Source organism: Metabacillus dongyingensis, from assembly GCF_019933155.2.
Lineage (GTDB): Bacteria > Bacillota > Bacilli > Bacillales > Bacillaceae > Bacillus_P > Bacillus_P dongyingensis.
The window spans coordinates 792,779-818,989 of record NZ_CP082944.1; the positions used below are offsets into that span (position 1 = coordinate 792,779).

General features: G+C 40.9%; 25 protein-coding genes. 23 read left to right on the forward strand and 2 right to left on the reverse strand.

Going from position 1 to position 26,211, the window contains the following annotated elements; genetic code table 11:
* Window positions 1-200: 200 nt before the first annotated feature.
* The 12 genes from K8L98_RS04060 (at window position 201) to K8L98_RS04115 (ending at window position 13,655) form a co-directional block, all read left to right on the forward strand.
* Window positions 201-1,898: a sugar phosphorylase gene (locus K8L98_RS04060; protein ID WP_275976735.1), complete on the forward strand. Its 1,698-nt coding sequence runs from the start codon at window positions 201-203 to the stop codon at window positions 1,896-1,898.
* Window positions 1,899-3,197, forward strand: coding sequence for an ABC transporter substrate-binding protein (locus K8L98_RS04065; protein WP_223439931.1), 1,299 nt, complete (start codon window positions 1,899-1,901; stop codon window positions 3,195-3,197).
* Window positions 3,198-3,402: 205 nt separating this feature from the next.
* Entirely contained in the window at window positions 3,403-4,272 is an 870-nt protein-coding gene (locus tag K8L98_RS04070) for a carbohydrate ABC transporter permease (RefSeq protein WP_223439933.1), read from the forward strand.
* A gap of 5 nt (window positions 4,273-4,277) precedes the next feature.
* Complete coding sequence (locus K8L98_RS04075) at window positions 4,278-5,126, forward strand: carbohydrate ABC transporter permease (protein WP_420828858.1); 849 nt, start codon at window positions 4,278-4,280, stop codon at window positions 5,124-5,126.
* 31 nt (window positions 5,127-5,157) lie between these two features.
* Window positions 5,158-6,216, forward strand: a complete 1,059-nt coding sequence (locus K8L98_RS04080) for a zinc-dependent alcohol dehydrogenase (RefSeq protein ID WP_223439937.1) — start codon at window positions 5,158-5,160, stop codon at window positions 6,214-6,216.
* 130 nt (window positions 6,217-6,346) lie between these two features.
* Entirely contained in the window at window positions 6,347-7,141 is a 795-nt protein-coding gene (locus K8L98_RS04085; protein WP_223439940.1) for a sugar phosphate isomerase/epimerase family protein, read from the forward strand.
* 13 nt (window positions 7,142-7,154) lie between these two features.
* Entirely contained in the window at window positions 7,155-8,192 is a 1,038-nt protein-coding gene (locus K8L98_RS04090) for a Gfo/Idh/MocA family protein (protein WP_223439942.1), read from the forward strand.
* Window positions 8,189-10,417, forward strand: coding sequence for a glycoside hydrolase family 65 protein (locus tag K8L98_RS04095; protein WP_223439944.1), 2,229 nt, complete (start codon window positions 8,189-8,191; stop codon window positions 10,415-10,417). Before K8L98_RS04090 ends, K8L98_RS04095 begins: the two co-directional genes overlap by 4 nt.
* Window positions 10,418-10,483: 66 nt before the next feature.
* Complete coding sequence (gene pgmB / locus K8L98_RS04100; protein WP_223439945.1) at window positions 10,484-11,161, forward strand: beta-phosphoglucomutase; 678 nt, start codon at window positions 10,484-10,486, stop codon at window positions 11,159-11,161.
* Window positions 11,162-11,335: 174 nt separating this feature from the next.
* Window positions 11,336-12,457 carry a GAF domain-containing sensor histidine kinase gene (locus K8L98_RS04105; RefSeq protein WP_275976736.1) on the forward strand — a complete coding sequence of 374 codons (1,122 nt, stop codon included), beginning with the start codon at window positions 11,336-11,338 and terminating at the stop codon, window positions 12,455-12,457.
* Window positions 12,458-12,469: 12 nt separating this feature from the next.
* Window positions 12,470-13,111 (forward strand): response regulator, encoded by a 642-nt coding sequence (locus tag K8L98_RS04110; protein ID WP_223439947.1) that lies wholly within the window; start codon window positions 12,470-12,472, stop codon window positions 13,109-13,111.
* Between the two features lie 16 nt (window positions 13,112-13,127).
* Window positions 13,128-13,655, forward strand: coding sequence for an NADPH-dependent FMN reductase (locus K8L98_RS04115; protein ID WP_223443149.1), 528 nt, complete (start codon window positions 13,128-13,130; stop codon window positions 13,653-13,655).
* A 38-nt stretch (window positions 13,656-13,693) separates the two neighbouring features.
* On the opposite strand, the gene K8L98_RS04120 is transcribed toward K8L98_RS04115, so the two are convergent.
* The gene (locus tag K8L98_RS04120; RefSeq protein WP_223439949.1) at window positions 13,694-13,945 is read right to left on the reverse strand and encodes a YhdB family protein; all 252 of its coding nucleotides are present in this window, start codon (window positions 13,943-13,945) and stop codon (window positions 13,694-13,696) included.
* Between the two features lie 193 nt (window positions 13,946-14,138).
* On the opposite strand from K8L98_RS04120, the gene K8L98_RS04125 reads away from it, so the two are divergent.
* The 11 genes from K8L98_RS04125 to K8L98_RS04175 all read left to right on the forward strand — a co-directional run bounded on the left by K8L98_RS04125 (window position 14,139) and on the right by K8L98_RS04175 (window position 26,003).
* Window positions 14,139-14,843, forward strand: a complete 705-nt coding sequence (locus tag K8L98_RS04125; RefSeq protein ID WP_223439952.1) for a DUF421 domain-containing protein — start codon at window positions 14,139-14,141, stop codon at window positions 14,841-14,843.
* A 146-nt stretch (window positions 14,844-14,989) separates the two neighbouring features.
* Window positions 14,990-16,345, forward strand: coding sequence for an acyclic terpene utilization AtuA family protein (locus K8L98_RS04130; protein ID WP_223439954.1), 1,356 nt, complete (start codon window positions 14,990-14,992; stop codon window positions 16,343-16,345).
* Entirely contained in the window at window positions 16,342-16,653 is a 312-nt protein-coding gene (locus K8L98_RS04135) for a DUF4387 domain-containing protein (RefSeq protein WP_223439956.1), read from the forward strand. Before K8L98_RS04130 ends, K8L98_RS04135 begins: the two co-directional genes overlap by 4 nt.
* A gap of 11 nt (window positions 16,654-16,664) precedes the next feature.
* On the forward strand, window positions 16,665-17,567 hold the full coding sequence (rbsK, locus tag K8L98_RS04140) for a ribokinase (RefSeq protein WP_223439958.1): 903 nt from the start codon (window positions 16,665-16,667) through the stop codon (window positions 17,565-17,567).
* The gene (locus tag K8L98_RS04145) at window positions 17,560-18,459 is read left to right on the forward strand and encodes an ABC transporter permease (protein WP_223439960.1); all 900 of its coding nucleotides are present in this window, start codon (window positions 17,560-17,562) and stop codon (window positions 18,457-18,459) included. Before rbsK ends, K8L98_RS04145 begins: the two co-directional genes overlap by 8 nt.
* Before the next feature lie 9 nt (window positions 18,460-18,468).
* Window positions 18,469-19,347: a carbohydrate ABC transporter permease gene (locus K8L98_RS04150; protein WP_223439962.1), complete on the forward strand. Its 879-nt coding sequence runs from the start codon at window positions 18,469-18,471 to the stop codon at window positions 19,345-19,347.
* 33 nt (window positions 19,348-19,380) lie between these two features.
* Window positions 19,381-20,838 carry an extracellular solute-binding protein gene (locus K8L98_RS04155; RefSeq protein WP_223439964.1) on the forward strand — a complete coding sequence of 486 codons (1,458 nt, stop codon included), beginning with the start codon at window positions 19,381-19,383 and terminating at the stop codon, window positions 20,836-20,838.
* Window positions 20,839-21,115: 277 nt separating this feature from the next.
* A complete protein-coding gene (locus K8L98_RS04160; protein ID WP_223439966.1) occupies window positions 21,116-23,224 on the forward strand; it encodes an ADP-ribosylglycohydrolase family protein in 2,109 nt (702 codons plus the stop codon).
* Window positions 23,225-23,244: 20 nt separating this feature from the next.
* Window positions 23,245-24,291 carry a LacI family DNA-binding transcriptional regulator gene (locus tag K8L98_RS04165; RefSeq protein ID WP_223439968.1) on the forward strand — a complete coding sequence of 349 codons (1,047 nt, stop codon included), beginning with the start codon at window positions 23,245-23,247 and terminating at the stop codon, window positions 24,289-24,291.
* A complete protein-coding gene (locus K8L98_RS04170; protein ID WP_223439970.1) occupies window positions 24,272-25,408 on the forward strand; it encodes an ADP-ribosylglycohydrolase family protein in 1,137 nt (378 codons plus the stop codon). The genes K8L98_RS04165 and K8L98_RS04170 overlap by 20 nt, the downstream gene beginning before the upstream one ends.
* Window positions 25,409-25,547: 139 nt before the next feature.
* Complete coding sequence (locus K8L98_RS04175) at window positions 25,548-26,003, forward strand: arsenate reductase/protein-tyrosine-phosphatase family protein (RefSeq protein ID WP_223439972.1); 456 nt, start codon at window positions 25,548-25,550, stop codon at window positions 26,001-26,003.
* A 40-nt stretch (window positions 26,004-26,043) separates the two neighbouring features.
* Here the strand turns inward: K8L98_RS04175 and K8L98_RS04180 are convergent, their stop codons facing one another.
* Entirely contained in the window at window positions 26,044-26,184 is a 141-nt protein-coding gene (locus tag K8L98_RS04180) for an STAS domain-containing protein (RefSeq protein WP_223439974.1), read from the reverse strand.
* Window positions 26,185-26,211: the final 27 nt, after the last annotated feature.

Genomic DNA, 26,211 nt, shown 5'->3' on the forward strand with positions numbered 1-26,211 from the left:
GGGAATCACTAGGATAAATGCATAAAAAAACCATAGTTTCTTTTGTTGACAGTAAGCGTTTTCTATATTATATTTACTTCGTGGGAGCGGTACCACGGATGTGATTCTATTAAAATAATATAAACTATACTTACTTTTGTGGAAACGGTACCACAAGTGTTTTTTTATCTTTATGGGAGCGGTACCACGAGGAGGATATGATGAAAAAAATTAAAGAAAGACTTTCATTTATTTATAACAATCAAGATATTGAGGGACTTTTTACAGAAATAGAGAAACGCATTGCAAAAACAAAGGCTAAATCCCTTAAACCACGAAAACAAAATTGGGATCAAGAGGATCTGGTGTTAATTACTTATGGTGATCAATTCTATGAAGATGATTATCCTACTCTCGAAACCTTTAAAAAATTCTTTGATCATTATTTATCAGATAAATTTGATATGGTTCATCTTCTTCCTTTTTACCCTTATTCATCAGACGATGGATTTTCAGTAATAGATTATAAAAAAGTAAATCCAGTCCTTGGGAATTGGAATGAAATAGAGAAGCTGTCGAAATCAACCAGAATTATGTTTGATGATGTATGTAATCATATTTCTGCAGAAAGCGATTGGTTTCAAGAATACTTAAAAGGTAACCCAGAATATGACGGCTTCTTCGTTGAGATGGATCCATCAGCTGATCTAAGTGCAGTAACAAGACCAAGAGCACTCCCATTGTTAACGAAATTTACTTTAGCAAATGGAGAAGAAAAACATATTTGGACAACATTCAGCGAGGATCAAATTGATCTTAATTTCAGCAATCCTCAAGTACTGTTCAGAATGATAGATGTCTTGCTCTTTTACCTTGAGCAGGGAGCAGAATACATTCGTCTCGATGCAATTGGATTTATGTGGAAAGAGGTAGGCACTTCGTGTATTCATCTTGAAAAAACACACGAAATTGTAAAATTATTCAGAGATGTAGTAGAGGAAGCGGCAAAGGGAACAGTAATAATCACTGAGACAAATGTACCGCATAAAGATAACGTTTCTTATTTTGGAAATGGAAAAGATGAAGCACACATGGTTTATCAATTTCCACTGCCGCCATTAGTCCTTTACTCCATTCACAACGGAAATGGAAGGGCACTGACCAAATGGGCGGATGAGCTGCCTCCAACAGGGATTGATACAACATTTTTCAATTTCTTGGCTTCCCATGACGGGATTGGATTAAATCCAATCCGCGGGATCATTTCTGAAGATGAAATCCTTGAAATGGTAGAGGATTTGATAAAAGAAGGGGCACTGGTTAATTACAAGAAAAATCCAGATGGAAGTGAAAGCCCTTACGAAATTAATGTGACCTATCTGGATGCGCTAAATAAGAAATCAGATGAAGATGAGATCCGCGTAAAAAGATTTTTACTGGCTCATTCTATCCTTTTAACACTCCCAGGTGTACCTGCTGTATATATTCAAAGTATGCTGGGTTCCAGAAATGATTATGAAGGCGTTTCAAAAACAGGAATGAATCGGTCCATAAATCGGAAGAAGTACAGCATTAATGAGATAGAAACAGAATTAATGAGTACAGACTCTTTAAGGCGCAAGATCTTTACTGAATTGACAACTATCATTCAAACCCGTAAAAATGAATCTCTTTTCCATCCGAATACAGCAATGGAAGTAATGGATTTGGGGGATAAAGTGTTTGCTTTTAAACGAATGAACTCTAGAGACGACAGTTTAATAGTTATCAACAATTTGACAAATGAAACAGTAACCTGCGATCTGACAGGGAGCTTCATCAATATTAACACTGGAGAAAAAATAAGCTTTGTTGAAGATATGCCGTTAAATCCTTATCAATTCCTTTGGTTGAAACCAATTAAACAGGAGGGAAAGTAAATGCTGAAAAAAGGTTTAGGACTTATGATGATGCTGCTGCTGGCAGCAGTAATGACTGCTTGCGGCGGTGATGAGAGCGGCGATGGAAAGACAACAATTGAGTTTATGCATTCTTCTGTGGAACAAGAGCGTCTTGCTATCATTAATAAACTGGTTGAAAAATTCGAGAAAGAAAATCCAGATATTAAAATAAAACAAGTTCCTGTAGAAGAAGATTCTTATAATACAAAAGTTGTTACATTAGCAAGTGCAGGAAAGCTTCCCGCAGTCCTTGAAGTGGGACAAGACTTTGCAAAGGTAATGGATAAAGATGAGCTAATTGACAAAGATGCAGTAAAAAATACACTTGAAAAAGCCGGTGAAGGTAATTTTTATGAAGGCGCTTTGAAATTAGTTAAAACGGAAGACGGCAAAAGCTATACCGGCGTACCGATAAGCGGTTGGGTACAAGGTATATGGTATAACAAGGAAATGCTTGCATCAAAGGGATTTGAAGAGCCTGAAAATTGGAATGATGTTCTTTCAATAGCAAAAGCATTTACGGACAGCGGAAATAAAAAATACGGAATTGCTTTGCCGACAGTTGAAGGCGGATTCTCAGAGCAGGCCTTCTCTCAATTCGCTTTGTCAAACAATGCGAACGTGCTGGATGAAAAAGGAGAATTAAACATTGATACAAAAGAGATGAGAGAGTCTCTAGCTTATTATCAAGAATTAGCACAGTACACAATGCCTGGTTCAAATGATACAACCGAGGTTAAGGATGCATTCATGAACGGAACAGCACCGATGGCCCTCTATTCCACTTATCTCCTGCCTTCTGTTTATGAAGAAGGAGAGACTGATAATATTGGTTTTGCGATTCCAGCAGAAAAAACAAAGTCTGTTTTTGGAATGGTATCGGCCTTAACCATTTCTTCTGGATTGGAAGAGACTCAAAAAGAGGCTGCACAAAAATTCACTGCATTTATGTCTGAACCAGAAAACATGACAGAATGGGTGTTAATGTCACCTGGCGGCGCACAGCCTGTGAATAAAAAAGTAACAGAAAATGCAGCTTACCAGCAAAATGAAATTGTAAAATCCTTTGGCGACCTTTCAACTGAAATCGCAGCAGCTTTTAATGATATTCAAGTATTTGGTTTAGTAGATAACAAAAACTTCTTAAAAATGGGCGATGTAACGAGTTCTGGAGCTATTGCTAAAATGGTAAATGGCACCACAGTTGGCGGAAAAAGTGTCAAAGAAGAGCTTGAAAAGGCTGAAAGTAAAATCAAAGATGTCTTAAATAAAAAATAAAATGAAACAGAGGGGAATTACCTTGGGCGGTAATACCCTCTCCTTTTTAAATGATGTACCCTGAGCAACACCGATAGCTATAAAGAACTAAGATTTCATCAGCAAGCAAAAAATAGTGTATTTTGGTCAAATGTTACATGACAGCGTTATCGATCTTATATGAACGAAAAGGTTCATAAACAAAAACATTACTCCGGGGGGTACTATGAAAACGATAAAGAGAGGGAAATCGGATATAAAGCTTGCGGCCGCATTACTTTTTCCTAGTGTGTTTTTAGTGCTGCTGCTTGTTGCATACCCAATGATATCCAACATTCAAATCAGCTTCTTTGATCAGCCGATTAACCCAAGGTTAAGTGCAACCTTTGTCGGGCTGAAAAACTATATAGATATTCTTACAGATCAGGCATTTATTAAATCATTAGGGATTACGCTTTTGTACATGATCCTTGCAGTCGCAGGAAGTACAGCGCTTGGATTGGCGGTTGCAATTTTCTTTAATCGGCCATTTAAATTCCGGAAAATTGCCCGATCATTAATCATTTTATCTTATGTTACACCATCTATTTCATTAGTCTTTGCTTGGAAATATATGTTCAATAATGGATATGGTGTCGTGAACTTTTTGGGCGGAGACGTTTTACATTTGTTTGATAAGGCACCTCTTTGGTTTGACAATCCGGTCAGCAGCTTTATCCTGGTCGTTCTATTTGCGATATGGAGATATTTCCCATATGCTTTCATTTCATTTCTTGCCATTTTGCAAACCATTGATTCCACCCAATATGAAGCAGCTGAAATAGACGGAGCATCAGCATGGGGGAAATTTAAGATTGTTACCCTTCCGGCAATAATGCCTGTCTTGGTGACGGTTATCACATTGCGCTCCATCTGGCTGTTCTATATGTTCACAGATGTGTATCTGCTGACAAATAAAGTGAATATTCTCGGTATTTACCTGTATGAAACAGCATTTGCATTCAATGACCTTGGCAAAGCAGCATCCATTTCCGTCATTCTTTTCATTATTCTCTCGATTGTTATTATTGCAGCAAGAAAGCGGGTGAAGTTTTAATGGCAATGGCTAGCAGCAAAAAAAATAAAGCAGTAAAAAAAGTAGCATTTTACGCTGGATTAATAAGTCTGTTGACGGTTTCCCTGTTTCCATTTTTCATTATGCTGATGACTTCCTTTAAAAACTCAAAGGAAGCGGTGGCGACCAATCCGACATTCTTTCCAAAGGAATGGACAATTCAGCATTATGTAGATATTTTCAATCCGGATATTTTCCCGTATATTACCTATTTTAAGAATAGTTTAATAGTGGCGCTCACAGCAGCAGGCTTAGCTGTGGTCATTGGTATCTTCGGGGCATATGCCCTATCAAGACTGAAATTTATGGGACGGACAACAATTAATGCCAGTTTTTACACAGTATACATGTTTTCCGGCATTTTACTTGTCGTGCCTTTGTTCAAAATCATTTCTGGTTTGGGTTTATATGACACAAAAACGGCGCTAATCATAACGATGATTGTTCAGACATTGCCAACGGCCATTTTCATGTTAAAAAGTTTTTTCGATACGATACCGGATGACCTGGAAGAAGCAGCCATGATCGATGGATTAAATCGTGTGCAGATCATCTTCTATATTATTATTCCATTATCCATTACAGGAATTATATCGGTATTTGTTTATTCTTTTATGGTTGCATGGAACGATTACTTATTTGCATCCATTTTCTTATCCGATTCGGCAAATTTCACGCTGCCAATTGGGTTAAATACCTTGTTTAGCACACCTGATTATGTTTGGGGCCGTATGATGGCCGCATCGCTCGTAACAGCACTGCCAGTTGTGATTATGTATGCCATATCCGAGCATTTTATTAAAGGAAACTTAACAGAAGGCGGCGTAAAAGGTTAATCCGCCTATTCAGAGAGGAAGTAATACGATTATGAAAAAGCTTGTTGCTGTTAAACCAAGAGAAGCTGCATTGGTAGAATATGAAGATCGTACGGTTCAACCACATGAAGTGAAAATCGAAGTAGAATTTGCCTCGCCTAAGCATGGTACAGAAGTAATAGACTTCCGCGGGCAGACTCCTTTTATGGATGAGAACTTTTCTGAAGAATGGCGTATGTTTATGCCTCGAGAAGAGGGTGCTGAAAAAGGGATTGTATTCGGTGAGTTCCAGCTTGGAAATATGATTGTTGGGAAAATCATTCAAGCTGGAAGCGAAGTTGTTGAATACCAAGTGGGAGAGACGGTTTGCACGTATGGGCCGATTATGGAAACTGTCATAGTCAATGGAGTTGACAATCACCGCTTGCGCAAGATGCCAGAAGGTGCTAAATGGCAAAATGCCGTTTGTTATGATCCTGCACAATTTGCTTTAAGTGGTGTAAGGGATGCAAATGTCCGTGCAGGAGACTATGTGGTCGTAGTTGGATTGGGTGCAATTGGACAAATTGCAATCCAGCTTGCAAAAAAAGCTGGTGCAAGCATCGTTATTGGTGTTGATCCTCTTAACCATCGCCGTGATATTGCTCTTCGTAATGGCGCAGATGTTTGTTTCGATCCAATTTCATGTGATGTGGGATTTGAAGTAAAAAAACTTACAAACAAATTGGGTGCAGATTCAATTATTGAAACGAGCGGAAACGCTGCTGCTCTTCAAGCTGCACTAAGAGGAATTGCATACGGAGGCACCATTTCTTATGTAGCTTTTACAAAACCATTCCCTGAAGGGCTGAACTTTGGCCGTGAAGCTCATTTTAATAACGCCAAGATTGTTTTCTCACGTGCAGCAAGTGAACCTAATCCGGATTACCCGCGCTGGAACCGCAAGCGCATAGAAGATACGTGCTGGGAATTATTAATGAATAGCTACATTAATTGTGAAGATATTATTGATCCGATCGTTTCGTTTGAAAACAGTGCTGAAGCATACATGGAGTACGTGGATCAGCATCCGGAACTAAGTATTAAGATGGGAATCGAATATAAAAAATAGAAGAAAAGCTAATAGGGCTGGCCTTAGCGGTTGGCCTAAAAGCTTCTAATAGTATGAAAATGGCTTAATGACTAAAATCCTTCTATTTTAGATGGGTTTTGGCTGAAATAATAAATAGGAGGAGTTATCAATGAAAATTGGCACACAAAATCAGGCATTCTTTCCAGATAATATAATTGATAAGTTCCAATATTTAAAGAAGGCCGGATTTGAAGGCTTTGAAATTGACGGCAAGTTATTAGTCGACAATATAGATGAAGTAAAAGAAGCGATTGCTGAAACGGGAATTCCTGTTACCACTGCTTGTGGCGGATATAGCGGCTGGATCGGAGACTTCATTGAAGAACGCAGATTAAACGGCTTAGCAGATATCAAACAAATTTTAAAAGCATTAGAGGGAGTTGGAGGAAAAGGAATTGTTGTACCAGCGGCATGGGGAATGTTCACCTATAGGCTGCCGCCAATGGTATCACCCCGCAGCGGGCAAGGGGACCGGAAAGCAGTAAGTGAATCTCTCATTTATTTGAATGAGGCTGCGGAAGAAACAGGCACATCCATTTTCCTTGAGCCCTTAAATCGTTATCAAGATCATATGATAAATACATTGGCAGATGCGAGAAGTTATATAGAAGAAAATGAGTTGAAAAATGTGAAGATTATTGCCGATTTTTATCATATGAATATTGAAGAGGATGACATTTCTAAAGCACTCCACGAAAATCGTGATTTAATTGGGCATATTCATCTTGCAGACAACCACCGATATCAGCCGGGCAGCGGGTCTCTTGATTTCAAAAAGCATTTTAATCAATTAAAACAAGATGGATATGAAGGATTCCTGACGCTTGAATGCCGTATAAGAGGCAACAATCCAGAAGCTGAATATTTAAAAGCATTACGACACCTGCAGGAATCATTAATCTGAGAGGGGTAACATCGTGGAAAAAAAGAGAGTTGCGATCATTGGAGGAGGACAAGTTGCAGAAAAAGTTCATGTTTCTTACTACGGTTCTCGGGAAGAAATTGAATTAGCTGCCGTCGTAAGTCCAAATGCCGATCGAGCAAAGAACTTTGCTGAGCGTAATGATATCCCTCATTATTATACGGATGCATCGGAAATGTATGCTGCGGTAAAGCCTGATATGGTCAGTATTTGTACGCCAAATCGGAATCATTATGAAAATGTCATGCTGGCTTTGGAAAATGGCTGTGATGTATTGTGTGAAAAACCACCTGCTATCTCAGCTGATGAAGCAAGGAAAATGCGGGATGCTGCCATTCAAAACAACTGTCTCCTTGCCTATAATTTTCATCATCGTTTTGCGGATGATGTGACCATTATAAGAGAAAAAGCAGAAGAAGGCATGCTTGGAGATATTTATGTCGTAAAGGTAAAAGCATTGCGACGCTGCGGAATTCCAGGCTGGGGGAGCTTTACAAATAAGGAAGTGCAGGGGGGCGGCCCTCTCATTGACCTAGGTGTTCATATGCTGGATGCTGCTTTATATGTGTTAGATTTTCCAAAGATTGAGAAGGTAACTGCTAAAATGTACCAGAAGATTGGCACAAAAAAATCTGCCGGAACCCTTGGAGAATGGGATCCGGAAAAATTTGAAGTTGAAGATTCACTTTTTGGATTTGTTGAGTTAGAAGACGGACGATTGCTCCAGCTCGAAACATCGTTTGCTTTAAATATAAAAGAAACATCCATTATGAATGTTGAATTCTGCGGAGATCAAGCAGGAGCCACGCTTTATCCAGCTCAGATTTATACAGATGAAGGCGGAGAGCTGGTTTCGCTCTTAAAAAGAGAAATCGCTGATGCAGACAGGCATCAAAAAAGCATGCGTTCTTTTGTTGATAAATGTTTAGGGAAAGACGTAATGGTGGCTGATGGGGAACAAGGATACGTCATCCAGCAGCTCATCGAAGCACTATATGAATCTGCAGAAAAAGGTGAAAGTGTGTCCTTATGATGAGAGAACAAGTAATTTATGATAAACATTTTGATCTGCATTATATAAATAAGTTTGCTAGTTTAATGACATTAGGAAATGGCTATTTAGGTCTTCGTGCTACGCACGAAGAAGACTACGCAGAACAAACTCGCGGTATGTATGCAGCTGGTATTTATAATAAAGCTGCGGCTAATGACCCGTCAGATTTAGTGAATCTGCCAGATATGATCGGAATGAGAATAGAAATCGACGATGAGATATTCTCGCTATTAAATGGAAACATCCTTTCATATGAACGAAAATTAAATCTGGCTAATGGAGAATTGCAGCGTGAGATCCTCTGGAAAAGCAATTCAGGCTCTCGGTTTCGTCTGATTTTCCAACGTTTTGTTGCTAAAAATGACTTGCATTTACTAGCAGCAAAAGTAACGATCACTAGCTTAGACAAAAAGGCTAAGTTAAAAATTGTGACTGGAATCAATGCTCAACAAACAAACTTTGGCAAACAGCACCTTATCGAAGAGAAGGTGCGTGTTATTGATGAACAAATGATGCAGGGAGTATATAAAACGACTGAATCAGGACATACGATTGCACTCGCAGCAAGCTGCAGGTGCTCAGTTCAAAGTGATGTTTCCTTTACTGCTAAGAACAGGCAGCTGCTGTCAACCATTAAGCAAGACCTTACGGTTAACTCACCGTTTGTTCTTGAGAAAATTGGTAGCGTTTTTACATCACTCGATCAAGATCAAGCTTGCAATGACCCTGAGTCTTCAAGTGAGAACGCAATAAAAACAATTGAATCTTTTAGCTATGACGATTTACTCTCACAGTCAACACGTAAATGGGAGCAATTTTGGCAGCGAAAACGTGTAAAAGTTACGTCAACCAAAGAGTTTGATCAATTTTCACTTGATTTCGCTTTGTACCAGGTAGAGATAATGACACCTGCACATGATGCCAGATTCAGTGTCGGAGCGAAAGGATTGACTGGAGAAGGCTATAAAGGGCATGTTTTTTGGGATACCGAAATATTTATAGCACCGTTTCATCTTTTTACTGAACCGGAAACAGCCAGAAAACTTTTAAGCTATCGTTATCTGCGTTTAGAACAAGCTAAAGAAAAGGCAGCGCTAAATGGCTATGAGGGAGCCCTCTTTCCATGGGAAAGTGCTTTTTCAGGAAAAGAAGAAACGCCTGAATATGCAGCAATAAATATTAGGACAGGGGAACGGCAGAAAGTAGCTTCAGCATTAGCAGAGCACCATATTGTTGCAGATATAGCTTATGCCGTGGTTCAGTATTACAGCAATACACATGATGATGCATTCATGAAAAAAGAAGGACTTGCCCTTCTTAAAGAAACCTGCCGCTTTTGGATTAGCCGTGCAGTGAAAGAAAATGGCCATTTATCCATTAAAGACGTAATCGGACCTGATGAGTATACAGAACATATCGATAACAATGCATTTACAAACTATATGGCTGCTTATAATGTGGAGCAAGCTCTCTATTTTATGGATAAGTTCGGGGACATTGATCATTTACTTATGGACCGCGGACAAGATTTCCTAAACCATTTATATTTGCCGAAACCAAATGTACATCATATTATTCCACAGGATGATACATTTTTGTCTAAACCTGAGATTGATTTAACCCGCTATAAAGAAAATCAGGGCAGCCAAGGTATTTTACTGGATTATTCCCGCCATGAAATAAATGAAATGCAAATTTTAAAACAAGCGGATGTTGTCATGCTTCTGTATCTTTTTCCAGAGCTATTTCCAAGCGAGGTGGTAACGAAAAATTTACATTATTACGAGGAGCACACGATTCATGATTCCTCACTGAGCAAAGCCATCCATGCGATTGTTGCAGCCCGATGCGGCGAAAATGAGAAAGCCTACCGCTTTTTCCAGGAGGCATGCCTGATCGATTTAGGTCCAAACCCTCATTCATCAGATGAAGGGCTTCATGCTGCATCCCTTGGAGCCATGTGGCTTGCTGCAATATTTGGATTTGCAAATCTATCTTTTAAAAACAATCGGTTAATTCTAAACCCTAAACTTCCGGCCAGCTGGTCTGAGCTTACATTTCCGCTTCACTTTCGCGGTACAAGCTTAACCATTTCATTAACCCATCAAAAAATCAAATTGACGAAGGTTGAAGGACCAGAGATTACAGTTGAGGTAAATGGCGAAGAAATTAGAGTATCCGACAAAATAGAAGTCTTCCGATAATCAAGAGGAGAAAATGAAATCTGTTGCTGCACATTCATTTAGCTTCGGAAAGAAGGGAATAAAAACATGAGTAAAAGGAATATTGATGCTGTTGTTTTTGACCTGGATGGGGTCATTACCGATACAGCACATTATCATTTTTTGGCATGGAGACAGCTTGCTGAAGAACTGGGAATTGTCATTGATGAGGTATTTAATGAAAAGCTGAAGGGTGTAAGCAGAATGGACTCTCTTGAGTTAATCTTACAAGAGGGAAATCAGCAGCATAACTTTAGTTTAGCCCAAAAAGAAGAGATGGCCGCAAAAAAAAATCTTCATTATTGTGAGTTTTTAAAGGAGTTAACACCTGATGACGTATTGCCGGGAATTTTGAACCTCATTGCAGATATTAAATCTGAGGGAATTTCAATCGGGCTTGCTTCTGTTTCAAAAAATGCGAATACGGTCTTAGAGGCATTAGAGCTGCAAAAGGTATTTGATTTTTGTGCAGACGCAGCAAAAATAAGCAAATCCAAACCTGACCCAGAAATTTTCCTGACTGCCTGCAATGGACTCGGTGCTCTGCCGCAACGGTCGATTGGCATTGAAGATGCTGCAGCTGGAATTGAAGCTATTAAAGCAAGTGAAATGTTTGCAGTTGGAGTAGGAAGCTCCCTGCACAAAGCCGATTACCAGGTAGAAAATACTGATCAGCTTTGTTGGGATAAAATTAAAGAGGCTCATAAAAACTGGATAAGCATTTAGATATTAAAAAAACTTGTAAATTTCAAATTTACAAGTTTTTTTATATATTTAAGATATCACTTATATTTTGGGATTCTCCATCAAAAGTCTGAGAAAAAATCAGTCACATTGAGAAGGCAGCAAAAGGGAAAACGCTGATATACTATCAATATAAACACTGTGAAGGAGATAGATATGTCTAACGATGAAAAACGCATTTTGGAACTGCAGACACTAAAGACAATCGCTGAAACACTGAATCAGTCAAATGATCTTAAACAAATGCTTGATGACGTTCTCAGAAAGCTTCTTCACGTAACAGGACTTGAAACAGGCTGGATCTATCTTATTGATTCAGATAAGCAATATCGATTAGCTGCGGATCATAAGCTTCCTCCTGCACTTGAAACAGATAATAAAAAAGCAATGTGCAGAGGGGATTGCTGGTGCATCGATAAATTTGCGGACGGACGTTTAAATAAGGCTGCAAATATCATAAACTGCAAACGTTTAGAAGACGCGGAGCAATTTGAATGGGGCGAAACGAATGAAATTACCCATCATGCTACCGTTCCGCTTAGAACGGGGAATGAAAAAATCGGTTTATTAAATGTAGCTTCTCCGAATAAAACCCATTTCTCGACCGAAGAGCTTGCCTTGCTCGAAGCTGTTGCTTTTCAAATAGGCACTGCCATGAAACGGATGAAGCTTGTGGAAAACGAACAGCATCTTGCTCTAATTGCGGAGAGGAACAGGCTGGCGCAGGATTTGCATGATTCCGTCAATCAGCTTCTTTTTTCAATTATGCTGACTGCAAGAGGTTCAAAGGAAATGACAGAAGATCAACAGATGAAAGAGATGCTGTCATATGTTCAAGATCTCTCACAGGAGGCTCTTTCAGAAATGAGGGCTTTAATCTGGCAGCTTAGACCTCAAGGGCTGGAAAATGGGATTGCATCTGCGCTGATGAATTACGCAAAAGTATTGGGCCTAGAACTTGAAACGGATATTCAGGGTGTTCAAACCCTCCCATGCGATACGGAGGAAGCCCTGTGGAGAATCGGTCAGGAAGCGTTAAATAATTGTAAAAAGCATGCACAAATAAAAACTGCTTCCATTCGCATACACCGTTTGAAAAATGAGGTAATCATGACAATTAAAGACCAGGGAGCAGGTTTTTCTTACAATGAAAAATTGCCGCTGCCTTCAATGGGGCTTCAGGGAATGAAAAATCGCGTTCAAAAATTAAACGGCACCTTTCAAATAACCGCCGGAATAAATAGAGGCACGGAAATAGAAGTGAAAATACCAATCTAAGGGGGCATGAACATGGGAATTCGCCTGTTAATTGCTGACGATCACAAAGTAGTCCGCAGAGGGCTGCACTTTTTTCTCTCTACCCAAAAGGATATTGAGATTGTCGGAGAAGCTGAAGACGGGGAAGAGGCTGTAAAGATGGTGCGCACGCTGCTGCCAGACGTGATATTAATGGACCTCTCCATGCCCGTCATGAATGGAGTAGATGCAACAAAGGAAATCCGCACATTCAACGAACAGATAAAAATCATTATTTTGACGAGCTACGCCGATCAGGACCATGTGATCCCAGCCATTCAGGCAGGAGCATCTGGCTATCAGCTTAAGGATGTCGAACCGGATGAACTAGTTCATACGATAAGGGAAGTGCTGAAAGGAGAAAGCAAACTTCATCCCAAAGTCACAACTCACGTCATGTCCCATTTGATGCAAACGAATCAAAAAGATGAAAAGCTATTGACACCGCTTACGAATCGGGAGAATGATGTATTAAAGGAAATTGCAAAAGGAAAAAGCAATAAAGAAATTGCCGCTTCTTTATACATCACAGAAAAGACCGTAAAAACACATGTGTCAAATATTTTATCCAAGCTGTCGCTCTCTGACCGCACACAAGCTGCGCTATATGCAGTCAAGAATGGCTTAGACAAATAAGAGAGGAAGAATGAAAATGAAATTGCTTGTTATTAATGGAAGTCCAAGAAAAAAAGGAAGAACCCGTCTTGCAGCAGCATTTATTGCTGAAAAATACGGAGCAGCGCATATCGATTTAAGTGTTCTGAATCTCCCAATGTTTAATGGAGAGGAAGACCAGGAAAAGCTTGAAGCAGTCCAGGAACTGAAAAACCAGGTTAAAGCAGCAGACGGTGTCATTTTATTATCACCTGAATATCACAGCGGCATGAGCGGAGCATTAAAAAATGCCCTTGATTATTTAGGAAGTTCTCATTTTGCACATAAGCCTGTTGGCCTGATTGCTGTTGCCGGCGGAGGAAAAGGCGGGATCAATGCTCTGAATAATATGAGAACCGTGATGAGAGGAGTTTATGCAAATGCCATACCAAAACAGCTTGCCCTTGATCCGATCTGTTTTGATTATGAAAACAAAAAACTTCTTGAGGATTCAGCGGTGCTAGTTGCCCAGCTAATCGAGGAACTAAAGATGTATGTGGAATTTTATATACAAAAGCAAAAGTAAAATGGAGGGGATTCCCTCCATTTTTTTTATTAGAAATGTTAAGTCAGATAAGCATATTCTGCATCCTCAAACTCATGTCCTATTTCTACAGCGTGATCGATATAGCGAAGGAGTGAATATAATTTCTTTTCGACTTCTCCGTAATTGTTTTCGAAGTTGTATGCGTGCAGGAACTGCTCAATCCGTTTTGAGAGCATATCATCTTTTGTTCGCACCATTAAGATCAGAAGATTATCCCATTGTGATCGGTGAGTATAATATAATGCTTTGTCGTAATCGACTGTCTCCACAAACATTCCTCCCTTGAAGGAGATATGTTTATTTTGTGTGAAACGGACAATGATTTTCTGTGTAAAAGTTGGAGGGCCTGTATTCATCAGCTTGGAAGTGTTTCCCCGGGATAATTGTTCTGTAAGCGGCTCATAAACATCTTTGTTCAGGAGAAGAATAATGATTAATCACCTGTATTAGGAAGTGTAAAGAATGGATTTTTTTCATGGTCAGGAAACTCTTACATCCATTCAATGGATTCTGAGAGCTGTTTTTGCTTTTTTCTTTTTAGCCTTGTCCGCTAAAGTCATGGGCCAGAGATCGATTGCCCAGCTCCGGCTCCTTGATTTCGTGATCGCACTCATCATTGGCAATATCATGGCTCATCCCCTTTCTGATGAAGGACTTGGACTAAAAGGTTCAATGATCACGATGACCGTTTTAATTATTCTGTATACAGCGGGCATATTTATCAGTCTAAAGTGGCATGCGTTTCGTGTATTTCTTGATCCGTCCGCTTTTCCTTTAATCACAAATGGCAAGATTTCTTACAAAAACTTAAAAAAAGCAAGATTAACCATTGAAGATTTGCTTTCGGAACTTAGGAAACAGCAAATTGAAGATCCTGAAAAAGTTGCCGCAGCCCTTTTCGAATCAGACGGCAAGATATCCTGTTTTTTAAAAGCGGATCATCAAACCGTTACAAATCTTGATCTGAATTTAGCCCCGGCTCCTTTCGATCTTCCTGCAACCATCATCCGGGAAGGCAGCATAAATCAGAAAGAACTTCAGCGTTTTGGGAAAGATGAAGAATGGCTGGTCACTGAACTTAAAACCGTTCACCAGACAAAAGTGAATGAAATCCTTCTTGCCATTATGGATCAGCAGGGCAGTCTGAGGGTGTTTCTTTATTCATAATATCTCCTTAAAACAATTTTAAATGAAATACAAAATTTTGAAAAAACATGGGCATACCGATAAAAATCAGGTTTTACTAATAATGTGTAACCGGTTACATATATTTGGTAGTGCATAAAAAAATTTTATTTTTCAAGGGGGATGGCATGAGCAAAGAAATCCGGATTTTGTCACCATGCGGCATGCTTGGATACGGTTTTCCGCTTGAGAGCTTTCAGAACGGCATGAGAAAGAAGCCTCATGCGATTGTTGTGGATGCCGGTTCTACAGATGCAGGTCCGCATAAATTGGGGGCAGGTGTCGGCATCGTTTCAAAGAGAGCTGCGAAAAAAGATTTGGAGATCCTTATTTCTGCTGCTTTGGACAATCACATTCCACTTATCGTCGGTTCAGCGGGAGGGGCTGGTGCAAAACCTCATGTTGAATGGACGTTGGATATAATGGAAGAAGTCCTGTCAAATAAGAAGAGCAGACCTAAAGTTGGCGTCATTTGGGCGGATATTAATAAATCGTCCATCACTCATGCCTTAAATGAGGGGAGAATAGAGAAAATGAGTCCGAATGTGCCCGATTTAACTCATCTTTCTTTGACCGACACTCATTCAATTGTTGCCCAGATGGGACATGAACCGATTTTAGAAGCGCTTCATCAGGAGTGTGAACTTATCATTTGCGGGAGAGCATTTGATCCATCGCCGTTTGCGGCTGTTGGCATTTTTCACGGCATGGATGCAGGCCTTTCCTATCACTTAGGAAAGATATTAGAATGCGGTGCCTTATGCGCTGAACCTGGAACGACGAAGGATTGTATTCTCGGTACAATTAAGGAATACTCATTTACTGTTCAGTCTTTAAATCCAATCAGAAAATGCAGTACAACAAGCGTGGCAGCTCATACCTTTTATGAAAAAGATCATCCCTATCTGCTCCATGGTCCAGGATTTTTATTGGATTTATCTCAGTGTGAGTTTAAAAGTGCAGGCGAAGGTTTAATTGAAGTATCTGGCAGCAAATATGTTCCCTCAAAGGATTACCGTGTGAAGCTTGAAGGAGCAAGAGTGAAAGCATACAGAACATTTGTCCTTGCAGGGGTTCGAGATCCGGTTTTAATTAATAATATCGAACGAATTGAAGCGTCTGTAAAAGAAGAAGTAATAAGCCATTATAAGGATATCCCTGAACATACTTATCAAATCAACTTTTATCATTATGGAAAAAATGCCGTATTAGGAGAAAGTGAGAGTGAACCCTTTTCAGGTCATGAAATAGGTCTTGTATTTGAGGTTGTCGCAGATACTCAAGAAGCGGCAAGCAGCATATGTGCAACGCTGCGCTCCACTTTTTTGCATTACGGCTATGAAGGAAGAAAGTCGACAGCTGGAAATCTGGCCTTTCCTTTTGCTCCGAGCGATATTGAGTTTGGACCTGTATATGAATTCTCAATCTATCATCTTATGAAACTGAAAAAAGGTGAGATCCCGTTTCAATTGGAGGTTCTATGACAACTTTAGGTGAATATTCAAAGGTGCTTAGAAGCAAAAACTCCGGTCCATTTGAAATCACGCTGGATGTTCTATTTTGCAAAAGCATTGATTATTTTCATGTGAAGCATTCAAACAAAATTACCGGGGACGCTATTTGCAGGCTCTATCGTCTTAAAGCGGAGCAGCTGAAGCATATTGTTTTTTTTGATCAGGCACTTGGATTCAAGATTACCTTTTTCAGAAGCCATTCGTCCGGATCTGTGTTTGACCGGGATGTGTATGGTGCGCAGCAGCATGCACCATTAATGGACCTTGAAATAGATTAGGAGATTTGACTATGAATAAAATAGCGGTCATTGGCAGTTTAAATATGGACCTGGTTGCCGTAACAGATATTTCTCCTAAAATGGGAGAAACCGTAATAGGGAAGGATTTTCATATGTTTCCCGGCGGAAAGGGAGCCAATCAGGCAACCGCTGCTGCTAGGCTCGGCGGCTCAGTCAAGCTATTTGGAACGCTCGGAGACGATCAGCACGGAAAATTTCTGCTTCATCAATTAGAAAACAATAAAGTAGATGGATCAAGCATTCAAATGCGGCGGGATGCACCGACCGGCTGCGCGATAATTGAAATCTGCGAGGCTCAAAACCGGATCATCGTGGTCCAGGGTGCAAATGCCAAAACGGATGAAGATTATTTGCAGAAAAAAATAAATGATCTTTTAGAAGCTGATGTCATCTTAATTTCAATGGAAATTCCGATGCAGCCAATAGAATACATCATCAAAGAGCTTGCCGATCACGAAAAAATCATCATTCTGAATCCTGCCCCGGCTGTTCCTTTATCTGATGAGTTAATCAGCCATTGCACATACTTGCTTCCGAATGAACATGAAGCAAAAATTATTTTTAACGGCAAGTATGAAGAAACAGAGGCTTTAAAAAAGTATCCAAATAAGCTCGTGATTACAAAAGGAGAACAAGGCGTCACCTTCTTCAATGGACAGAAAATGGAAACCGTACCGGCCATCAAAGTAAATCCAGTTGATTCAACAGGTGCAGGTGATACGTTTGCAGGTGCATTTTCTTATGCGCTTTCAGAGGAAAAGCCTCTAAAAGAATGTATTCAATATGCTGTGATCGCTGCAGGATTGAGCGTTGAAAAACGCGGGGCGCAGAGCGGGATGCCGACCGCAGCAGAAGTAAAAGAATATTGCAGCAGGGCGGCTGTTGATGATTAAACAAAAATTAGCGCTCATGCGCAAAGACTGGGTCTTATACTTCATGATTTTCCCTGCGCTCCTGTACTTTGCTGTCTTCCATATTGTGCCCTTGATCGGCATGAAGCTCGCGTTTCAGGATTACAGAATTATTGGTGACAATGTGTGGGTTGGCCTGAAGCATTTTAATGTCCTGTTTGATTCGCCAGCGTTTTTCTCCGTGCTGAAAAATACGATCATCATCAGTACGATGAAAATCATTTTTGTCTTTCCAATTCCCATTATTCTTTCTCTTCTCATCAACGAAGTCAGAAATATGCCTTACCGGAAATATGTTCAGTCGATTGTTTATTTGCCTCATTTCCTGTCATGGGTTGTCATAGCAGGGATTTGGATCAGTCTGCTGAGCCCTGTAGACGGCGGAGTGAACGTAATCCGGAATTTCTTTCAGCTGCCTTCGCTTGACTACATGACAAGCAAGGATCAAATACGCTGGGTGCTCGTCTTTTCTGAAATGTGGAGAAGCGCCGGCTGGGACTCGATTATCTATTTAGCGGCGATTATGAAAATCAGTCCTTCTCTGTATGAAGCGGCTCGCATGGACGGAGCATCAGGCCTGCAGCAAATGAGGTATATTACGCTGCCTGAAATGAGCAATACGATCATTACGGTCTTTATTCTGAATTTAGGTTTCTTTATGAATGCAGGTTTTGATCAGGTGTTTAACTTTATGAATGATTCCGTTATCAGCGTTGTCGATATTCTGGACACATATGTATACAGAATCGGAATTCTGAACGGTCAGTATGCCTACGCTACAGCAGCGAGTCTCTTCAAAGGCGTAATTGGGGTCGTTCTTATTTTCGGCACTCATTTCCTTGCAAAACGGCTGACCGGGAAAGGAGTATGGTGAGGAATTCCTATGAAAACATTGAAACTGTCTAAAATCCTGCTTTACTCAGCCTTATTTTTAATAACACTTACAATGATTATTCCAATTGTGAATCTGCTTGCCATGTCCCTTACAGCACCTGAGAATGCTCACAAAATGACGGGGCTTTCTCTGATTCCGAAAGGATTTTCGCTGATTAATTATCAAATTCTGCTTTCTAATCCGCTTATCGTGAAAAGTTTATTCAATTCAATTTTCATTACCGTTTCGGGTACTTTGCTGAATCTTCTTCTTACTGCACTGGCAGCCTATGTTTTAACAAGAAAAAGGCTTGTCGGCAGAAAGTTTTTTATGGTCATCCTGATTTTAATCATGGTTTTTGAGCCGGGATTGATACCTGAATATTTAGTTGTAAAGGATCTTGGTCTGCTTGATTCCTATTTATCTCTTATTCTCTATAAAGCCATCAATGTCTATTACTTGTTTATTATGATGCGATTTTTTGAAGATGTGCCCGAAAGCATTCAGGAAGCAGCGAGAATTGACGGAGCAGGTCACTTGAATATATTTTTTAGAATTATGCTGCCGCTGTCAAAGCCGGCACTTGCAACGCTAGGCTTATTTTATGCTGTCTTTCATTGGAACGAATTTTTCAGAGCTTCCATTTATCTTACGGACCCGGGAAAATGGCCTCTGCAGCTTGTGCTCAGGCAATTCGTTGTTGAACGGGATAATGCTTCATTAGTCGGAGTACAGACCCTTTTAGAGTACAAAAGTGTGGCCAATCTTGATTTTGGCTCGCTGCAGGCAGGTACGATTATGCTTGCCATCGTACCCCTCTTAATCATGTATCCCTTTATTCTGAAGTTTTATGCAAAGGGTGCATTAGAGGGAGGGGTAAAGGATTAGAAACGCAAATTCATCATAAAAAGGAGAATGGCAATGAAGAAACTTTTGCTGATTATGCTTGCAGGTCTATTTGTCTTTGCTGCAGGCTGCTCGGAAAAAACAGAAACGGCAGAGAAAAACGAGGATGGTTCAACTGCAATCCGCATAGTCATGAAGGATGAAAATCCGTCGAACCCTGCTTCAGTTGCTTATTTCGAAGCGCTGGAAAAAGGATTAAAGAACGATGAGAATCTGAATGTGAAATTTGAGCTTGTAGAAATGCCTCAAGGAAACTATGCAGAAAAACTGAATTTGCTTCTGCTGAGCGGTGATATTCCGGACATCATTTATTTCCAGGGGGGAGATCAGCAGATTGCAGATCAGGATTTGCTGGAAGATTTAACGCCTCATATTGAAAAAACGAAGTATTTGAAGGACAGTCTTGAGCCGTGGAACGAAAAGAGACTTGAAAATTATCCGTACTTATTGTGGGTGAAGCCTCTTTCTCAGAAGACGCCAGTGATCAGAGGCGATTGGTTTGAAAAAATGAAATCGTCGAAAGCGCTAGTTGCCGATCCTACGATTGATAACTACTATAATTTTTTTAAAGAATTAAAAACGAACCCTCCGGGCGGGGCAGGAAAACCTGCGTATGCTTTTACGGCTGCTGGAGATCTCGAGGAACTGAATGCCATTTTCAACATGTCGTTTGGCATTACCTCGTCATGGCTGAACAGCGGCGGGCAATTTGAGTACTACAAAGTATCGAATCAGGAGAAGGAGAAGCTTGCATTCTATCAAAAGTTATATAAAGAAGGTCTCCTTGATCCAGGCTATATCACGAAAGAATGGGATACAAAAGAAAAAGCCTTTTATGATGGGGAAGCTGGTGTGATTGTCGGTACCGCGGGCAAAGTCATTGATATCTACAATGGGAAAATGATGCAGACTAATGGCGAAAATACCGGGGTGAAGGTATTGCCGCCTGCTAAAGGAGAAGGCCAGGGATTTGGCGCTGCAGATGTCACAAAAGAAGCAAGAGGAGTAGCGATATCCTCACAATCAGAAAAGAAGGAGCTTGCATTTAAAATTCTGGATTACCTGGCCAGCCCTAAAGGACAAATGATTGACCGCCTTGGTTTTGAAGGGAAGCACTATGAGGTAACAGACGGAAAAATTGATCTTACAAACACGTATTATGAACAATGGTTTGCGAGATTCTGGGAGCCATCTGAATTTAAACCCGAAATGCCTCTTAAAAAGCCGCTGCTCGGAAAAACGGCTGAAGAATCTTTGAATATGGTCAATGAATTCTACAAGGAAGATAACCTCTTTATTTTGCCTGAAGAATATATCGCAAATTGGGATGCAATGGAGAACCTTTATAAAGAATATGCAACAGACATCATCACGGGAAAGCGTCCGCTTGAGGATTTTGATGGATTCGTAAAAGAATGGAATGCTGCAGGCGGAAAAGAGATTACAGAATATGCAAACAAGCAATTGAAATAGAAAAAGAGAGAGATTCTGAATTCGGGGTCTCTCTTTTTAAAATATTGGAGAATAAAGTTTGGCTCATCGATGGCGAGCGGAATCGCCCAACTCCTCGGCCAGAACAAATCCGCAGGAAAAGTCAAACCCGGACTTTTCTGCCGGATTCTTATCTGTCGGTCGGAGTTAAACGGGCGATTCCGCTTTTCCTATAAAAAACATAGAATGATAGCCTGTCCCCAAACGTAAGTTAGAAAGAACAGCAGGAATTACAGCGAAACTGAAATGGGAGAGGGGAATGGCGTTGATTCCTGGAGATTATCTTGAGCGTGTGTATGCAGGGTTTCTTGGAATGAATATTGGAATAAGGCTCGGAGCGCCGGTTGAGCCTTTGGAATGGACATTTGAGAGAATCGAAGATGTGTATGGTGAAATAAAAGGATATCTTAAAGACTATAAAACCTTTTCTGCCGATGATGATGCGAACGGACCAGCTTTTTTTATCAGGTCTTTATATGACGATGCAGCTGACCGTGAGCTGACGGCTGAAGATGTCGGACGCGCATGGCTGAACTACACCCGCCAAGGAATCGGGATGTTCTGGTGGGGAGGAGAAGGGATCAGCACGGAGCATACGGCATATCTGAATTTGCAGAAAGGAATTCTGCCTCCTCAATCAGGATCTGCAGATCAAAATGGCTTAACACTTGCGGAACAGATCGGCGGGCAAATTTTTGTCGATACTTGGGGGCTGCTTTTTCCGGGAGACAGCGAAAAGGCGGCTGATTATGCAGCCAAGGCGGCAAGTGTCTCGCACGACAAGAATGGTATTTACGGGGCGAGATTTATTGCTGCATGTATTGCGGAGGCTTTTCATGCAGAGAGTATCCCGGAGATCATTTCAAATGCTTTAAAAACCATTCCGTCTGACAGCACCTACGCCAAAGTCGTTAACGAAGTAATTGATTTTCATTGGGAGCATCCCGAAGACTTTAGAGCCTGCAGAACGTTTTTGGAGGAGAACTGGGGGTACGATAAATATCCGGGTGTCTGTCATATTATTCCTAATGCAGGTGTATGCATTCTAGCGCTTTTATACGGAAATGGAAGCTTTGAAAGAACGATCGAAATCGCAGCCATGTGCGGATGGGATACAGATTGCAATGCAGGCAAAATCGGGACGATTGCGGGGGTATGGAATGGAACCCAAAAAATACCGGATCATTATAGGAAGCCGATCAATGACTTTATTGTACTATCAAGTGTCTCGGGCTATTTGAACATCATGGATATTCCTACATTTGCAAAAGAGCTAGCCCTGCTCGGCTATAGGGTGTCAAAGCAGCCGGCTCCAAGCGGTTTGCTGAAAAGCTTCAAAGAAGAGCACATCTATTTTGACTTTACCCTTCCAGGATCGACGCACGGTTTTCAAACGAATTATCCTTTCAAGACATTCATCAGACACAGCAATGAAATCGGTTATGAAACAAATGGGGCTCTCGAAATATTTATTGACCGGATGATAGAAGGAGAAGCAAGCAAGGTATTCTATAAACCTTTTCACAGAAGAAAAGACTTTAATGACGAGAAGTATAAACCGTCATTTGCCCCTAAAGCCTGCAGCGGCCAAAAGGTCAGCATGCAGATTTATTGTGATAAGTGGCAGGGGGAGGATTTTTTTGTCACTCCGTATGTGAGAAACACGTTTAATGAGGAGGATATCAAACTTGAACCACTCAGGCTGATCAATCAAGCGTGGAATAATATAGAGTTTATTATTCCTGAGACAGACGGAGCGATTATAGATGAGATCGGAGTAATGATAGAAAGTCCATCTCCGCTTTTAAACCGGTCATTTGGGAAGCTATTTATAGATGAGTTTCAGATAGCAGGAAAAGCGAACTATAAAATTGATTTCAGCAAACAGGCAATAGAGTTTCAATCTGTTACACCTTTTGCCCATCACAAGGGTGCAGCTAGCCTCGAACACGGAAAAATGAGATGCAGGTCTGAGGTTGAGTGCTCTTCTTTTACCGGGAATTATTATGCCAAAAACTATAAGTTCAGAGCCGCTGTTCAGCCGCTCAGCGGTGTTCAGCACATGATGATCCTCAGGGCGGAAGGAATCTGCCGGCATTACAAAGCCGGTTTTGACGGGCAGAATAGGGTTTCTTTGGTCTTAACCGATTTTGGCATGAAAAGACTGATAGAGGTGCCATATAAGTGGACCGCTGGCGCGGAGTACTGGTTTGAAGCAAGCTGTGAGGGAGACATGATTGAGTTTTTCATAAACGGCAAACGGATTTTTCAGGTTGAAGATGATCGATTCAAGCGGGGAATGTTTGGATTCTCTGTCCTTGGAAAAGGCGAAGCTCTTCTATCAGATATAGAAGTGAAGGAACTATAGAATCATCAGGGGGAAATCACTTGAGGGAGAAGAAAGCAACGATTCGGGATGTGGCAAGGAAAGCGGATGTTTCAGTTGCCACCATTTCCAGATATCTGAATAAAAAAGGATATGTCAGTCATGCAACCGAAAAAAGAATTCAATCTGTCATGGAAAATCTGAATTATAAACCAAATGAAATTGCAAGAGGCCTCGCCAGGCAAAAAACGAATACAATTGCCCTGTTTATTCCTGATATCAGCAACCCTTTCTTTCCCCAGCTTGTTCAAGCAATCGAAAAAGAAGCAGCCCGCAAAGGATACAAAATAATCCTGGTGCCAGCCGGCTGTAAAGAAATGACGGGTATTTTTATGTGGGAAAGCTTTGAAAATATGTATATTGACGGGTTTATTTTCGCTCCCTATCAGCTAAAGGAGAAATCAATTAAGCTTCTGAAGGAAAAGAAGATTCCGTTTGTGATTATTGACCGTGCAGCCAACATAACTTCTGCAAACTCAGTGGCAGTCGATCATTATACAGGTGCAAAGCTTGCAGTCTGCCACCTAATAGATGTCGGGTGCAGAAAGATTATTCACATAGGCGGGCCGAAACAGCTCATTCCATCAAATGAGAGGCTGAGAGGTTATGCGGATAGTATAAAACAGTTTTCCAGGGAGCACCCTGTGATTCATTATGAAGGTGATTACAGTCTTGAAAGCGGGAGAATTCTGACTAAGGAGGCGCTGAAGCAGCATCCTGATGCAGATGGATTTTTTCTTGGAAACGATTTAATGGCAATTGGCTGTTTGAAAATGCTGAAGACTCTTAGGATAAAGATTCCTGAAGAGATTGCGATTGCTGGTTTTGACGGCATTGACCTCACGGCGCTTGTAGAGCCCGAGATTACAACGATTGAGCAGCCTGTGTATGAAATTGGACTGGCTGCAGCAGGCAAGCTTATTCAATTAATTGAAGGGAAAACAGGAGGGGATGAAGCATTTCCGAAGCTTGCATTAAAACTGCTGGCAAGAGCCTCCACTCTTGGTTTTAAGGGAAAGGAGAGGGACAATGACGGAGCGGATGCTTGAAAAAATAGAAGGTGTTCTATATGGCGGTGCTGTCGGGGATGCAATGGGTTCTCCGACAGAGGGGCTGCTCCCTGAAGTAATCAGGGAGAAATTCGGTGTTGTAACATCATTTCGGGAGCCGGCGAGTGATGCGTGGAAGGAACCAGGCAACATGAGACCTCTCGAAAAGGGAAACGGACACATAACGGATGACACCTTAATGGTAGAGGCGCTCCTTAAGGTATATGAAAAAAAGCAAAGGCATTTAACAGCTTATGATATAGCAGAAGAACTAGTGGAGGAAATAGCTGAAAAGAAGGTCTACATTCCTGAGCTGCGAAAGGAAGCACCTATTATAACAAGACTTTATTATCCAGAGCAGTATCTCTTTCTAAGGCACAGGCTAGCAAATGTAGATCCCCGGGAAGCGGGCATCGGCAATATGGTGAATTGCGGAGCAGCCATGTATATGAGTCCAGTCGGAATTATGAATGCAGGAGATCCTGAACGAGCCTATCACGAAGCAATTGATCTTGCCGGTGCTCATCAAACAAGCTACGGCAGGGAAGCAGCCGGTGTAATGGCAGCTGCTGTTGCTGAAGGCATGAGCGAAAACGCAACAGTGCAAAGTATTCTAAAAGCCGTACAGACGCTCGCTAAAGACGGTACAAAGCTTGCTATTGATGCAGCGCTGGATGCTGCAGCTGTTCATTTGGATGTTCTCGAAGCAAGAGAGGATCTAAGACGGGCTATTGAACCTTTCGATACAGTGAAAACCTTTTCTGACCGCAAAAAGCAGGGAAAAGGAAATGCCAACACACCGAGCAGAATTCACTCTATTGAGGAATTGCCGATTGCCCTGGCTTTATTTTTGACAGCAGGAGGAGACACGATGAAGACGATCATAGGCGGTGTGAATTACGGCCATGATTCAGATTCTATCGCAAGCATGGGCGGAGCGATCGCAGGGGCATTAAATGGAAAATACTCATTGCCTGAAGAGCTTATGAAGGAACTTGATGCTGTTAATAAACGCTCGTTCAAAGAACTATCAAAAACAGCATATGAAACGGCCATGACTGTGATCAAGAAGGACAAAGCTTATTTTGAAAAGAGGATAAACAGAATAGGGTTGTAATAAATCTGCCGCTGCAGGATAGACTGCTGCGGCAGTTATAATTTCATAGGGATTTATCCATTAAATGGATTTAAAAAAATGTGTAATCTGTATGAAGAGGGGGTAAAGATTAGTACAAACTAAAGAAAGAGGTACAGCGATGAGAAAACCTACCATTTACTTTCTGTCGTATTTTAACTCTTGCAGGAGCTTAATTGCAGAAGCATGGGCAAAAAAGCTGTTCTCCAGTAAGTGGCAAATCGAAAGTGCGGGTCTTGTCACATCACTGGCCGACCCTGCTTGCGTAAAGGCCATGAAAGAAGTAAATATGTTTATTGAAGACCTTGACTCGGATAAAATTAACCTGGAACTAATAAAAAATGCATCAGTTGTTGTTCAAATGTACGATTACAAACAGGAAAAAACACCTCCTGTTGAAGAAGGAAAGAATGTTTTTTCATGGAATCTGCCCAATCTGTCCATGTATTCATTTGAAAGTGATGAGGAAGAATTTGCCCACTACCAGGAACTTTGTGATGACATTGCCATGAGAGTGAAAAACCTCAATGAGAAGGTTGAAGGCAAGACATCGAATCATACCTCTTTTGTGATGTAGTGCACGGAAAAAAGCTTGGCAGCTGCCAAGCATACATAGTTTATGCTAAGTATTGTTCAACCGCAGATTTAATTTCCACTTTATCCATCGCCGCTCCGGCATTGATGAAGCTTTGGCTCATCTCTGCTCTCATCCCTGTAAGAATGGTTTTTATTCCAATCAACATACACCACGATCTCATCAACCTTTTATACTCCCGAAAAGTCGA

What these genes read in the sequence shown, in the direction of transcription:
- K8L98_RS04060 (WP_275976735.1), top strand. Translation starts at nt 201, where the DNA reads ATGAAAAAAATTAAAGAAAGACTTTCATTTATTTATAACAATCAAGAT.
- K8L98_RS04180 (WP_223439974.1), bottom strand. Translation starts at nt 26,184, where the DNA reads ATGAGATCGTGGTGTATGTTGATTGGAATAAAAACCATTCTTACAGGG.
- K8L98_RS04175 (WP_223439972.1), top strand. Translation starts at nt 25,548, where the DNA reads ATGAGAAAACCTACCATTTACTTTCTGTCGTATTTTAACTCTTGCAGG.
- K8L98_RS04145 (WP_223439960.1), top strand. Translation starts at nt 17,560, where the DNA reads ATGATTAAACAAAAATTAGCGCTCATGCGCAAAGACTGGGTCTTATAC.
- K8L98_RS04080 (WP_223439937.1), top strand. Translation starts at nt 5,158, where the DNA reads ATGAAAAAGCTTGTTGCTGTTAAACCAAGAGAAGCTGCATTGGTAGAA.
- K8L98_RS04125 (WP_223439952.1), top strand. Translation starts at nt 14,139, where the DNA reads ATGGATTTTTTTCATGGTCAGGAAACTCTTACATCCATTCAATGGATT.
- K8L98_RS04130 (WP_223439954.1), top strand. Translation starts at nt 14,990, where the DNA reads ATGAGCAAAGAAATCCGGATTTTGTCACCATGCGGCATGCTTGGATAC.
- K8L98_RS04150 (WP_223439962.1), top strand. Translation starts at nt 18,469, where the DNA reads ATGAAAACATTGAAACTGTCTAAAATCCTGCTTTACTCAGCCTTATTT.
- K8L98_RS04155 (WP_223439964.1), top strand. Translation starts at nt 19,381, where the DNA reads ATGAAGAAACTTTTGCTGATTATGCTTGCAGGTCTATTTGTCTTTGCT.
- pgmB (WP_223439945.1), top strand. Translation starts at nt 10,484, where the DNA reads ATGAGTAAAAGGAATATTGATGCTGTTGTTTTTGACCTGGATGGGGTC.
- K8L98_RS04065 (WP_223439931.1), top strand. Translation starts at nt 1,899, where the DNA reads ATGCTGAAAAAAGGTTTAGGACTTATGATGATGCTGCTGCTGGCAGCA.
- K8L98_RS04085 (WP_223439940.1), top strand. Translation starts at nt 6,347, where the DNA reads ATGAAAATTGGCACACAAAATCAGGCATTCTTTCCAGATAATATAATT.
- K8L98_RS04115 (WP_223443149.1), top strand. Translation starts at nt 13,128, where the DNA reads ATGAAATTGCTTGTTATTAATGGAAGTCCAAGAAAAAAAGGAAGAACC.
- K8L98_RS04105 (WP_275976736.1), top strand. Translation starts at nt 11,336, where the DNA reads ATGTCTAACGATGAAAAACGCATTTTGGAACTGCAGACACTAAAGACA.
- K8L98_RS04070 (WP_223439933.1), top strand. Translation starts at nt 3,403, where the DNA reads ATGAAAACGATAAAGAGAGGGAAATCGGATATAAAGCTTGCGGCCGCA.
- K8L98_RS04095 (WP_223439944.1), top strand. Translation starts at nt 8,189, where the DNA reads ATGATGAGAGAACAAGTAATTTATGATAAACATTTTGATCTGCATTAT.
- rbsK (WP_223439958.1), top strand. Translation starts at nt 16,665, where the DNA reads ATGAATAAAATAGCGGTCATTGGCAGTTTAAATATGGACCTGGTTGCC.
- K8L98_RS04110 (WP_223439947.1), top strand. Translation starts at nt 12,470, where the DNA reads ATGGGAATTCGCCTGTTAATTGCTGACGATCACAAAGTAGTCCGCAGA.
- K8L98_RS04075 (WP_420828858.1), top strand. Translation starts at nt 4,278, where the DNA reads ATGGCTAGCAGCAAAAAAAATAAAGCAGTAAAAAAAGTAGCATTTTAC.
- K8L98_RS04160 (WP_223439966.1), top strand. Translation starts at nt 21,116, where the DNA reads ATGGCGTTGATTCCTGGAGATTATCTTGAGCGTGTGTATGCAGGGTTT.
- K8L98_RS04135 (WP_223439956.1), top strand. Translation starts at nt 16,342, where the DNA reads ATGACAACTTTAGGTGAATATTCAAAGGTGCTTAGAAGCAAAAACTCC.
- K8L98_RS04170 (WP_223439970.1), top strand. Translation starts at nt 24,272, where the DNA reads ATGACGGAGCGGATGCTTGAAAAAATAGAAGGTGTTCTATATGGCGGT.